Annotated in this window: 9 protein-coding genes; 7 read left to right on the top strand and 2 right to left on the bottom strand. The window is 71.5% G+C overall.

Annotated features, from left to right (window positions below; genetic code table 11):
- Positions 1-53: 53 nt before the first annotated feature.
- Both AC08OU_RS16660 and AC08OU_RS16655 read left to right on the top strand, forming a co-directional pair.
- Positions 54-494 (top strand): hypothetical protein, encoded by a 441-nt coding sequence (locus AC08OU_RS16660; RefSeq protein ID WP_476596466.1) that lies wholly within the window; start codon positions 54-56, stop codon positions 492-494.
- Positions 481-918, top strand: a complete 438-nt coding sequence (locus AC08OU_RS16655; RefSeq protein ID WP_462188115.1) for a DUF5130 family protein — start codon at positions 481-483, stop codon at positions 916-918. The genes AC08OU_RS16660 and AC08OU_RS16655 overlap by 14 nt, the downstream gene beginning before the upstream one ends.
- An 84-nt stretch (positions 919-1,002) precedes the next feature.
- On the opposite strand, the gene pepN is transcribed toward AC08OU_RS16655, so the two are convergent.
- Positions 1,003-3,549 carry an aminopeptidase N gene (pepN, locus tag AC08OU_RS16650; protein ID WP_476600448.1) on the bottom strand — a complete coding sequence of 849 codons (2,547 nt, stop codon included), beginning with the start codon at positions 3,547-3,549 and terminating at the stop codon, positions 1,003-1,005.
- Between the two features lie 337 nt (positions 3,550-3,886).
- Here pepN and AC08OU_RS16645 point away from each other — a divergent pair, with 337 nt between their 5' ends.
- Genes AC08OU_RS16645 through AC08OU_RS16635 form a run of 3 tightly spaced genes read left to right on the top strand, consistent with a single transcriptional unit; the run spans position 3,887 to position 6,367 of the window.
- Positions 3,887-5,119, top strand: coding sequence for an AI-2E family transporter (locus AC08OU_RS16645; protein ID WP_476600450.1), 1,233 nt, complete (start codon positions 3,887-3,889; stop codon positions 5,117-5,119).
- 56 nt (positions 5,120-5,175) lie between these two features.
- Entirely contained in the window at positions 5,176-5,859 is a 684-nt protein-coding gene (locus tag AC08OU_RS16640; protein WP_476600452.1) for a mycothiol-dependent nitroreductase Rv2466c family protein, read from the top strand.
- A 19-nt stretch (positions 5,860-5,878) separates the two neighbouring features.
- Positions 5,879-6,367 (top strand): ribose-5-phosphate isomerase, encoded by a 489-nt coding sequence (locus AC08OU_RS16635; protein WP_476600454.1) that lies wholly within the window; start codon positions 5,879-5,881, stop codon positions 6,365-6,367.
- Here the strand turns inward: AC08OU_RS16635 and AC08OU_RS16630 are convergent.
- Positions 6,310-6,780 (bottom strand): hypothetical protein, encoded by a 471-nt coding sequence (locus AC08OU_RS16630; RefSeq protein WP_476600455.1) that lies wholly within the window; start codon positions 6,778-6,780, stop codon positions 6,310-6,312. The two genes, AC08OU_RS16635 and AC08OU_RS16630, sit on opposite strands and share 58 nt — an antisense overlap.
- A gap of 546 nt (positions 6,781-7,326) precedes the next feature.
- Between AC08OU_RS16630 and AC08OU_RS16625 the strand changes: the two genes are divergently transcribed.
- Both AC08OU_RS16625 and AC08OU_RS16620 read left to right on the top strand, forming a co-directional pair.
- Complete coding sequence (locus AC08OU_RS16625; RefSeq protein ID WP_476600457.1) at positions 7,327-8,139, top strand: dolichyl-phosphate beta-glucosyltransferase; 813 nt, start codon at positions 7,327-7,329, stop codon at positions 8,137-8,139.
- Positions 8,140-8,441: 302 nt separating this feature from the next.
- Positions 8,442-12,054, top strand: a 3,613-nt coding sequence (locus AC08OU_RS16620) for a DUF3367 domain-containing protein (RefSeq protein WP_476605251.1), incomplete at its 3' end; no start/stop codon positions are given.

Here is a 12,054-nt window from a genome sequence, read left to right as displayed (position 1 = left end):
GAAGACAAGCCTAGACGAGGACCGTAACCCCATTTCCCGGTAATCTTCGCTGCGTGACTCGACGTCGACCGCGCCAGACCCGATGGCTGCCGTTCGCCGGCACCTCCCGCCCGTGGCCGGGGGCGCACCCCGCGCCGGGGTTGCGATCCAGGATCGCGCCGCGCCGGGTTCTCACCGTTGCTGGCCTTGCGCTGTTCGCGGTGCCGGTGTTCGCGGTGAGCGCCTCGGCCGGGGAGATCGGAACCCTCTACAACCCCGATCCGCTCACGGCCGTGCAGTCATGGGCGATCTACGGCGGCACCATCGTCGGTGGGTTCGTCATCGCGATCCTGCTGGCCGCGTGGTCGAGCCGCAAGAGCGGGCCGGTGCGCTACCGCCCGGGGCAGCCCTGGGAGCACGACGAGATCTGGATCGGCTCCAAGCCGGAGGAGATCGAGGGCGAGCAGGCGAAGACCGCCCTTCCCGGCGCGGGTGGTGCCAGTGGCAACTGGTGAGCCGTTCACCCACGAGCAGCTCGACCGGCTGAACCGGGCCCGGGAGCTCGCCGAGACGCATACCGGTATCCACGTCAGCATCCGGATCGGCGCGGTGCGCGGCGACGCCCGGCTCGCCGCCGAGCGGATCCTCGCGAACCTCGTCGACGACGCGGGGCGGGATGCCGCTGTGCTGATCCTCGTCTCGCCCGGGCAGCGGTTCGTGCGGATCGCCACGACCCCGGCCGCCAAGAAGCGGATCGGCGACTCGGCCGCCGGGCTCGCCGCGTTGACGATGGCCTCCAGCTTCGCGCTGGGCGGCCTGGTCGGCGGCCTGATCGCCGGTATCCGCCAGCTCGCGGACGCGGCAGGTGGCGCGGGCGGCGCAGCCGCCGGGACCCTCCCCCCGACGCAGCCTTCGTTGGCGGTCAGCCCGACGCCCTGACCCCGCTGGCCCCGGAGGAGCCGGCCCCGGCCGGGTCCTCCGGGGCCAGGCCGGCTCCGACCGGCGTGATGCGGGTACGGTACGCTACGTCGCCTCGATGTCCTTCTTGCGCGCGGCCAGCGCCCGGACGAGCCCGTCGCGGCCTTCCAGCAGGGCCCGCCGCAGGGGCGGAACCGGGTTGTGCTCGGCCAGGTAGGCGTCGACCTTCGCCACCGTCTCCGGTTCGATCACCGATGCCGGGAACAGCATCTGGGTGATGGTAGAAGCCATGTCGAAGCTGCGGGTCTCCCAGATCCCAGCGATCTCGTCGAAGAAACGGTCCACGTAGGGCCGGGTCAGCTCGAGCTGGTCGGAGATCCAGAAACCGCCCATCGTCGCGGCGGCCAAGTGGTTCGACAGGGTGTCCGAGTCCATGACCGCCGACCAGGCGGCCGCCTTCGCCGCCGCGGTCGGCCGTGCCGCCCGCGCGGTCGCCGCTCGCTTCTCGCCGGTGGCGGTGCGGTCGCGGGCGAGCTCCGCGTCGATCTCGGCGTCGGCGTACACGCCCCGCGCGACGAGCTGGGTCAGCAGGGTCCAGCGCAGCTCGGTGTCGAGCACGAGCCCCTCGATGATGTCGGTGCCCTCGAACAGCGCCCGGATCCGCGCCACCTGGTCGGCCTCCTCGGCCTGGGCGAAGGAGGTGGTGTAGACGAGCTGCAGGTCGCTGCCGGGGGCCGCGGCGCGCGCCAGCTCCTCGGCGCGTTCCGTCAGCGCGCGCAGCGCGGGCTTCCGGTTTGCCGGGTCACCGTAAGTGTCGATCGTCAGGTCCGCCTTGGCCAGCAGCGACTGCACCACGCCGATGTCGTCCTCGGCGGTCACCCCGGACAGCACGAGCCGGACGTAGTCGCGGGCGGCGAGTTCGGCGTCGCGGGTCATGTCCCAGGCCGCCGCCCAGCACAGCGTCCGGGGCAGTGACTGGGAGATGGCGCCGATCGACTCGACGAGCGTGGCCAGCGACCGCTCGTCGAGGCGCACCTTCGCGTACGTGAGGTCGTCGTCGTTGAGCAGGATCAGATCCGGCTGGCGGGCACCGACAAGCTTGGTGACCTCGGTGAGCTTGCCCGTCACGTCGAGCTCGACCCGTTCCCGCCGGACCAGCGCGCCGGTGGCGTCCCGATCGTAAAGGCCGATCGCGAGCCGGTGCGGGCGCAGCGTGCGCGAGGCGGTCGGCGGCGCCGACGCCGGCTCCTGCACCACGTCGAACGAGGTGAACAGGCCCGAGGAGTCGGTGAAGAAGCGCGGCCGCAGGGTGTTCGCGCCGGTGGTCTCCAGCCAGTCCGCGGACCAGGCGGTCAGGTTCCGCCCGCTGGCGTTCTCCAACTCGTCGAGCAGGTCGCGCAGCGACGTGTTCGCGTACTCGTAGCGGCGGAAGTACGTCCGCAGCCCGGCGAGGAACTCCTCCTGGCCGACCCAGGCCACGAGCTGCTTGAGCACCGAGGCGCCCTTGGCGTAGGTGATGCCGTCGAAGTTCGTCCGCACCGCGTCCATGTCCGGGGCGTCGGCGACGATCGGGTGCGTGGAGGAGAGCTGGTCCTGGCGGTAGGCCCAGCCCTTCTCCGCGTTGGCGAAGGTCGTCCAGCCGTTGGTGAAGCGGGTCGCGTTCACCTGGGCGAGGACCGACATGTAGGTGGCGAACGACTCGTGCAGCCACAGGTCGTCCCACCAGCGCATGGTGACCAGGTCACCGAACCACATGTGCGCCATCTCGTGCAGGATCGTCTCGGCGCGCCGCTCGCGGCGGGCTTCGGTCACCTTCGCCCGGAAGACATACTCCTCCAGGAAGGTCACGCAGCCGGCGTTCTCCATCGCCCCGGCGTTGAACTCGGGCACGAACAACTGGTCGTACTTGCCGAACGGGTACCGGTAGTCGAACACCCGGTGGTAGAAGCCGAACCCAGCCTTGGTGATCTCGAAGAGCTCGGCGGGGTCGAGGAACTCGGCCAGCGATCGGCGGCAGTAGAGGCCCAGGTCTATGCCGTCGTGGTGGTCGCGGACCTCGTGGTACGGGCCGGCGACGAGCGCGGTGATGTACGTCGACATCACCGGGGTGGTCAGGAAGCGGATGGTGCGCACCCCGATCGCGGCCTCCGCCACCGCGGCGACTGCGCTGTTGGAGATCGCCTTCCATTCCGCCGGGACGGTGACCGTGAGGGTGAACGTCGCCTTGAGGTCGGGCTGGTCGAAGCAGGCGTACATCCGGTGCGCGTCGTACGTCTCGAACTGGGTGTAGAGGTAGACGGCCTCGTCCACCGGGTCGACGAAGCGGTGCAGGCCCTCACCGGTGCGGGAGTAGATGCCGTCCGCCACCACCGTGAGCCGGTTCGACTCCGCGAGGTTGTCGAGTCGGATCCGCTCGCCGTCGAACACCGTGGCGGGGTCGAGCGGCGCCCCGTTGAGAACGACCTCGTCGACCTTCGCGGCGGCGAGCTCGATGAACGTCGACGCCCCGGGCTCGACGCAGGTGAAGATGACCGCGGTCGACGTGCGGAAGGTCTCGTGGCCGGTCGTCAGGTCGAGTTCGACGTCATAGGAGGCGACGTTGAGCAGGCGGGCGCGCTCGCGCGCCTCGTCGCGGGTGAGGTTGTTGGGCACCCGGTTCCTTTCGGACGGCACGGACTTGCAGGACTGCGACACGGTCATCACCGTGTTCCCAGTCTCCCACGCCGATGAGGAGAACGGTCGCCGCCGGGGGGCGTGATGGCGGGGGGACATGGTGGTCGGGGGGCGTGGTGGCCGGGCCGTCGGCCGTGGTGCCGGTGCCGGAGATGGTGGATTGTGGTGATTGACGCGGGGTACCCGCTTTCGCTGGTCGCCGATGCGGCACGATGGCGACATCTTCCGCGTGACCAGCTTGCGGGACGCTTGCGGGAGGATCGGGACGTCCGCGCGGTCGCGGGATGGCGGGAAGAAGGCAGGAAGGGAGCCGCCGGTGAGACGGGTGGCGGGGCTCGGTCGCGTCCCCGGGCGCCTTCATCGGGCTCGCCGGGCCTCAGCCGTTCCGGCCGGCGGTGGGTCGTCCACCGCGGCGGCATCCGAGGTGCCGATGCCTGAGGCGGCGACGCCCGAGCCATCGGGCGGGCCGCAGCCCGCCGGCGGGAGGGAGTCCCCGGCTCGGCGGGCCGACTATCACATCCCGGTCGCGCTGCGGGTCTCGGCGGGCTGGTCGTGGCGTCTGATCGTCACGGGCGCGGCCATCTACATCCTGCTGATGGTCGTGGGGCGGGTCCGGATCGTGGTGATTCCGCTCATTGCTGGGCTGCTCATCGCCGCTCTCATCCATCCGCTCGCGCACCGGCTGCAGCGGCTCGGCATGAACCGGCTGGGTGCCGCCCTCACCGCGCTGTTCGTGTTCTTCGCGGTGTTCGTGGGTGTCGGGGTGGCGGTGGGCTTCAACGCCGCGAACGAGATCCCCGCGGTCAGCGATCAGGTCAGCGAGGGCGTCGAGCAGATCCGCGGCTACCTGAGAAACGGTCCGCTCCACCTGTCGCAGAGCCAGATCGACAATCTGGTCGACGACATCCGCCAGAGCCTGGCGGACAACCGGGGGCGCCTGGTCTCCGGGGTAATCTCCGGCGCCTCGGTGGCCGCCGAGGTGCTCGCCGGCCTGCTCGTCACCCTGTTCTCGACCTTCTTCTTCCTGTACGACGGGGATCGTATCTGGGACTGGATCGTCACCCGCTTCCCGGACGGAGCGGAGGATCGGGTGCGCGGCGCCGGTCGGGAGGCGTGGAACACGCTGACCGGCTACATCCGTGGGACGGTCTTCGTCGCGGCGGTCGACGCGATCGGTATCACCATCGGCCTGGTCGGCGTGGGTGTCCCGCTCGTCGCGCCGCTGGCCCTGCTGACGTTCTTCGGCGGGTTTGTCCCGATTGTCGGGGCGGCGGTGGCCGGCGCCGCGGCGGTACTGGTGACCCTGGTCTCGAACGGCGTGCCGGATGCGTTGATCATTCTGGGCGTCGTGTTGGCCGTGCAGCAGATCGAGGGGCACCTGTTGCAGCCGCTGGTCATGCGACGGGCGGTGCGGTTGCACCCGCTCGCGATTGTCATCGCGCTGTCGGCCGGTGGCGTGTTGGCCGGCATCCCCGGTGCCATCGCCGCCGTTCCGTTCGTCGCCATGGTGAACAGGGTCGCCGGTTATCTTGCCGCGAGCGGGGAGTGACCACCACCCTGACGGGTTGATCCCGGTCGAACGGTGCCGTCGACCGAGGAGACCACATGAGCGCCGACACTCTCGACACCCCCGCGGCCACGTCCGTACCCTCACCCACGCCCGTACCCTTGCCCGCGGACGCGACCGAAGCGGTCTTCGCCGATCTCTGGTTCGACCCGTCCTGTCCGTGGGCCTGGCTTACCTCCCGCTGGCTACTGGAGGTCGAGAAGATCCGGCCGGTGCGGATCCGCTGGCACGTGATGAGCCTGTCGGTGCTCAACGAAGACCGGGACATGCCCGAGCAGTACAAGCAGCTGCTGGCCAGCGCCTGGGGGCCGGCGCGGCTCTGCGCCGCCGCCGTCGACCGGCACGGTGCGGACATCCTGCGCCCGCTGTACACGGCGCTTGGCCGTCGCCGTCACCTGGACAAGGCGGAATGGGACGAGAACACCTTCGTCGCCGCCCTGACCGAGGCCGGTGCCGATCCGGCGCTCGCCGCCGAGGCGACCTCGACGGCCTGGGACGAGCGGGTGCGGGCCAGCCATGCCGAGGGGATCGGCCGGGTGGGCATGGACGTGGGCACCCCGGTCATCGCCGTGGGGGAGACCGCCTTCTTCGGTCCGGTGATCACCCCGGCACCCAAGGGGGAGGAGGCCGCACGACTGTGGGACGGAGTTCTGCTCGTCGCCGGTACCCCTGGCTTCTACGAGCTCAAGCGGACCCGGGACCAGGACCCGATCTTCACGTGATCGGGCATGATGGCACATCATGCGTGTCCATCTGGGATCTGACCATGCGGGCTTCCGCCTGAAGGAGGCGCTCGCCGAGCGTCTGGTGGAGCTGGGCCACGCGCCCGTCGACCATGGTCCTGCCGAGTACGACCCCGACGATGACTACCCCCCGTTCGTCCTCGCCGCCACCGCCGCCACCGCCGCCGAACCGGGCAGCGTGGGCATCGTCATCGGGGGATCGGGCAACGGGGAGGCCATCGCGGCGAACAAGGTCGCCGGGGTGCGCGCGGCCCTGGCGTGGAGCGAGCAGACGGCGACGCTGGCCCGCCAGCACAACGATGCCAACGTGCTGAGCCTCGGCGCGCGCATGTACACCGTCACGGAGGCCCTGACGTTCGCCGAGGTTTTCCTCACCACGCCGTTCAGCGGGGAGCAACGACACGTGCGGCGGCTGCGGATGCTCTCGGCCTACGAGCGGACCGGGGACGTGCCGTCGGTGCCCGGGTCGGCGTCGTCGGCTTCCTGAGACCTGTTCTTCGAGGACCCGGTCTCGGTAGGGCCGCTCTCACGCGGTCCGGCGGATCCGCGGTCGGAGCGTCGGCGGGTCCTCCGGGTACCCCGGCCGCGGCGGTCGGTCGTGCCGCTCTCGGCTCCGGCACGACCGGTTCCGGCACGGCTGGGGCCGCCGCGGTGGACCGGGTCGGTGGAGCTGGTCGACGGGGTCGCCGGGGTGGGGCGTGATCCGCGATGCAATACCATCGATCGCTCGGCCTCGGCGAGGTCGGCGTCGGTGGGCCGGGCGGCGTCGCGGGCCCGCATCGCCGTTCTCGGGGGCAGCTTGCTGCGACCCGCGTCGATGAGACCGCGCAGCTGCGCGTCCGCCTCGCCCGCCCCGGCCGCCTGCGACCGGGCCCGGCCTGCGCGCTCGGGTCGTGGCATGGCTCCTCCATCCGCTCTGGCCGGAAACCTTGGCGGATCATCCCAGAAGCGGGCCGCTCGGGAGGCCTCGTGACGCGGGTAGACGTCGGAAATCCGCCGGTGCGCGGTTATCCCCCGCGACAGGTTGATCTCCATCCTTGCGTTTCCGAAGGTTTCCGGAAGTTCACCGTCCCGTGTACTACCGGCGGGTCGCCCGACGGCGACAGCGCCGACTGCCCGATCCAGGATGATCCGAGGCGATCCGGGGGGATCGGCCACCCCCTGTCCGAGCTGTTCTCCCCCATCCGTATGCTACACATCGACAGATGAACGTCCGATAGCCCAGCATGTGCCCAATAGATGTCCATCTGTACTCAATAGATGTTCATTGTGCCACCTTGCTAGTAAATGAAACGAAAGGAAACTTTAGCATGCATGCTTTGCCACATTTCGGTAGAACACCTGAAACTGTTTGCTGATCTCGATCAGCCGTCACCAACCGCTGCGCCTCGGTGGCTTCAGTCATCGGCTCTGTCGTCGCGGCCTAGGAGTTGAGTCTTGGACTGCGTGCCTGTGAGCGTCGTCATCCCCGCCTACAACGAGGCGATGCGCCTGCCCGGCTCGCTACCCCCGCTGATCTCGGTCATGCACAGGATCCCCGATGCCGAGGTGATTGTGGTCGACGACGGCAGCACGGACGGCACCGCTGCGATCGCCGAGGAACTGCTCGCGGATCTGCCCGGTGGTCGGGTCCTGCGGCTGCCGTGGAACTCGGGTAAGGGCGCCGCGGTCCGCATGGGGGTGTCGGTCGCGCACGGTGAGTCGATCGCCTTCCTGGACGCCGACGGCGCCTCGGACGTCAATGATCTTCCTCTGCTCCTTGCCGCGTTGGAGCACGCCGAAGTGGCGCTCGGATCGCGCCGGGTCGGGGCGGGTGCGGTCCGCAGCAGTGGCCGGCGGGTCGGCAGCTGGGCCTTCAACCAGATCACCCGGTCCCTGACCAGCCTGGACGTCGCCGACACCCAATGCGGATTCAAGGCCTTCCGCGGTCCCGAGGCCAAGCTGCTGTTCAGCCTTGCGCGCTCCTCCGGATTTGGGTTCGACGTGGGGGTGCTCTCGATCGCCCGGTCGATCGGCTACCGGATCACCGAGGTCCCGGTCCGATGGGCGGAGATACCCGGTGGCACGTTCCGGGTGACCCGGCACACTCCCGCGATGCTCGTCGACGTGATGCGCGCCCGGCGATACCTGAACCGCTCCGCTTCCGGCCTCGTGGTGACGCGTCCCACGGTGCAGTCGCCCGCCGCCGCGGCGGCGCCGGTCGTCCGGGCGACGGGGCGTCCCCCGCAGCCCAGGTCCGCGTCCCGCCTCCTGCCGTGAGCGTCCCGGCACCCGCGGAACCGGTGACCGCCGGGCCGCCGGCCGCCGCCCTCACGGCGGCCGTGGGGGGCGTCGAGAAGCCCCTGCGCCTGCCCGCGGACCTGGGCGGTGTGACCCCGCTGCCCCGGAAGGTTGTATGAAGGTCCGGCGAACCGGACCTTCATCCTTATCCTTTGGAGTAAGCGATCCCTCCCCCCGCCGCCGGCCCCCCACGACGGCGAAGGGCCTCGGCGCGCCGTCACCCTCCCCGGCCGTCGCCGCGTCGCCGCGACACGCGGACGTCACGGTGGCCCCTGTTCGGCATGGCCGCCGGCTTCATGGTGCTCTCTCTGCTCCAGGCCCCCGGCAAGCTGACCGCTGACACCAAGCTGGACGTCCCCCTCGACCCGTGGGGCTTCATGGGGCGGGCCACCCATCTGTGGAACTCCCTCGCCGAGTTCGGCTACCTGCCCAACCAGTACGTCGGCTACCTGTTCCCGATGGGACCGTTCTTCGGCGCCGGTGACCTGCTCGGGATACCCGCCTGGATCACCCAGCGGCTGTGGATCGCGCTGATCCTCACCGTCTCCGCCTGGAGGGTCGTGCGGCTGGCCGAGGCCCTGCGGCTCGGCGTGCCGCACACCCGGGTGCTCGCCGGACTCGCCTACACCCTGTCCCCGATGTTCCTCGGCAAGATCGGGGCGACCTCCGTGGCGCTCGCGGGCGCCGCCATGCTCCCGTGGATCACCCTGCCGCTCATCCTCGCGCTGCGTCCGGACGGCGCCCTCGGCGCCGACACCGGTACGGCCGCCGCCACCAGTACCACGGCCGCCACCACGACCATCAGTACCACGGCGGCCGATGATGTCGATGCTGCTGACGATCCCGCCCTGGACCCGGGCCGGCGGCTGTCCCCGCGACGGGCGGCCGCCCTGTCCGGACTCGCCATCCTGGGCACCGGCGGAATCAATGCGACGGTCACGCTGTGCGTCCTGCTCTGTCCGGCGGTGGTCCTCGTGTTCGCCGGCGGCACCCGCCGGGCCTGGGCGCTGCGGGCCTGGTGGGTCGTCGCCGTCATCCTCGCCTCGGCCTGGTGGCTGCTGGTGCTGATGGTGCAGGCTCGCTACGGGCTGGACTTCCTCGCGTTCACCGAGACCGCCCAGACGACCACGGCGACGACGTCGGTGGCGGAAGCCCTGCGCGGCGCGACGGACTGGCTGGCGTACGTCCAGCTGCCCAGGCCCTGGCTGCCGGCCGCCACCGAGTACGTGTCCCGGCCGGTGCCGATCATCGGATCGGCAGCCGTGGCGGCGATCGGGCTGTGGGGGCTGTCCCGGGCCGATCTGCCCGCCCGCCGGTTCCTGCTGGTGACGTTGGCCGCCGGCACGGTCTCGGTGGCCGCGGCCTATCCGGGGCATCCGGGCAGCCCGCTGGCGGGCGCGGTGCGGGACCTGCTCGGTGACCAGCTGGGCTTCCTGCGCAACGTCTACAAGTTCCAGCCGGTGGTGCGGCTGCCGATCGCGTTGGGGATCGCGCACGCCCTGACGGTCCGACCTGTCAGCCTCACCGCCCGTGTGCGGAGATGGACGACCCGCGGGGCTTCCCACCGGCACGGCGGGGCTGCGGACATGATCGCGACCGCCGCGGTGAACGTCCCCGTTGTGCTGACCGTGGCCGCGCTGGTCTGCGGCATGACGCCGGCGCTCGCCGGCAGGGTGCTGCAGCCCCGGCCGTTCGCCCGGGTGCCCGACTACTGGGTGGCCGCCGCGGACTGGCTGGCCGCCCATCCCCAGGACGGCCGGGCACTGGTGCTGCCCGGCTCGCCGTTCGCCGAGTACGAGTGGGGCCGGCCGCTCGACGAGCCGCTGCAGTGGCTGGCCCGCACGCCGTGGGGGGTCCGCAGCCTGATCCCGCTCGGTGGCACGGGCGTGACCCGGCTGATGGACGGCATCGAGCGCCAGCTCGCCACCGGGTCCGCCGCGGGCCTCGCTCCGGCGCTGGCCCGGGCCGGGATCGGCCAGATCCTGCTGCGTAACGACCTGGAACAGAAGAACTGGGACGTCCCCCCGTCCACCGACGAGCTCCACCGGGCGTTGCGCTCCTCCGGTCTCACCCTGGCCGCCGCGTTCGGCCCGCAGGTGCCGGCGCGCGCCTCGGCGAAGGAGCGGCTCGTCCCGGAGCTGCGCAACCCGACCGCGCGGGTACCCGCGCTGGAGGTCTGGACCGTCCCGGGCGGCGCGAAGCTTGTCGACTCCTACCCGGCGGACACCGCCGTCGTCGTCTCCGGCGGCCCGGAGGCGACGGTGCAGCTCGCCGGGCAGGGCCTGCTGAGCAGCGACCGGGCCGCCGTGCTCGCCGCGGACCTCGCCGATCTGTCCTCCGCCGCCGATCCGTCCGCCGCCGTGACGTCCTCGACGAGCCCGGCGGCGATCAAGGTTGCGCCGGGGGAGGTGATCGGCCCGACGACCGCCTGGGTCGACACGGACACCCTGACCCGGCGCGACAGCACCTTCGGACTCGTCCACGACGCCGATTCGTACCTCCTCGGGCCCACCGACACCGCGGTCGGCAAGACGGGGGAGCCCCACCAGTGGGCCGAGGCCGACGTCGCCGGCCACCAGACGGTCGCGGGTTACGTCGGCGGCATGTCCGTCACCGCGTCCTCCTACGGCTACGACCTGCTCGCCGCGCCGGACCTCGCGCCACCGGCGGCCGTCGACGGCTTCGCCGCGACCGCGTGGACGGCACAGCGCACGAAGGGCACGACGTCGGCCGGGCAGTGGATCCAGCTCGATGTCGGCCGGCGGATGACCGTGCCCTACCTCGACGTGCGGCTGCTGTCCGAGGGCTCGTGGCGGCCGGCCGTCGAGGCGCTGCGGGTGTCCAGCGAGGCGGGCTCGGTGGTCACCGAGGTGCGTCCGGTGGAGGACATCCAGCGCCTCGCCGTCCCGGCGGGGCCGAGCCGCTGGTACCGCATCACGTTCGCGCGGGTCGGCCAGGAGACCGACGACACCCTCGGCGCCGGTATTCGGGAGATCACCATCCCCGGGGTCACCTTCCGCCACTACGCGCAGCTTCCCACCGACGTGGCCCGGCGCTTCGCTGCGCCGGACGGGGGGCTGGTCGCCTTCTCGATGGCCCGGGCGCGGGTCGACCCGGCGCGGCCGTTCGGCGGCTCGGAGGAGCTGGCGCTGTCCCGGCGCTTCGAGGTGCCCCGGGACATGACGTTCACGATGAGCGGCTCGGCGAGCTTCATCCCCCCGCCGCGGGGGACACCCCCAACGGGTGACACTCCGTTGCTGGTCGACTGCGGCCGGGGCCCCACCCTGGTCGTTGACGGCACCCGTTACCCCCTGCGGATCTCCGGCCGGGAGAGCGACGTCACCTCGGTGCGGCCGGTGCGGGTGTCGCTGTGCACCGACGGCGGCACGCTGCGGCTCTCGGCGGGGCCGCACCTGCTCGGCGTTGACCAGGGGCCAACCTCCATCCTCGTCGACGCGATCGCGCTGGTCGGATCGGGCGCCCAGGTGAGAGCGGCCACGCCGCGGGCGACGACGGTGCACGAGTGGACGGCGGAGCACCGGACGGTCCAGATCGGCGCCGGTGGCCGCGCCTTCCTCGCCGTCCGGGAGAACGCCAACTCCTCGTGGACCGCGAAGCTGAACGGCGCGGCGTTGACCCCGTTGCGCCTCGACGGCTGGCAGCAGGGCTGGATCGTCCCGGCCGGCGCCGGCGGCACGATCGTCATCGACAACGCGCCCGGTGCGGAATACCGCCGCAACCTGGTGGTGGGGCTGTTGCTGGTCGTGGTGCTGGTCGTGCTCGCGGTGCTGCCCGCCCGGTTCCGGCTACGGCCACGATCCGACGAGAACGGCTATCCGGCGCTGCTGAGGCCGCGCCGCCTGCGCCGGTCGCGCCGGTCGCGCCGCCCGGGCC

Source organism: Frankia sp. CcMO1, assembly GCF_977945845.1.
This window is presented reverse-complemented; position numbering and strand designations above follow the sequence as displayed.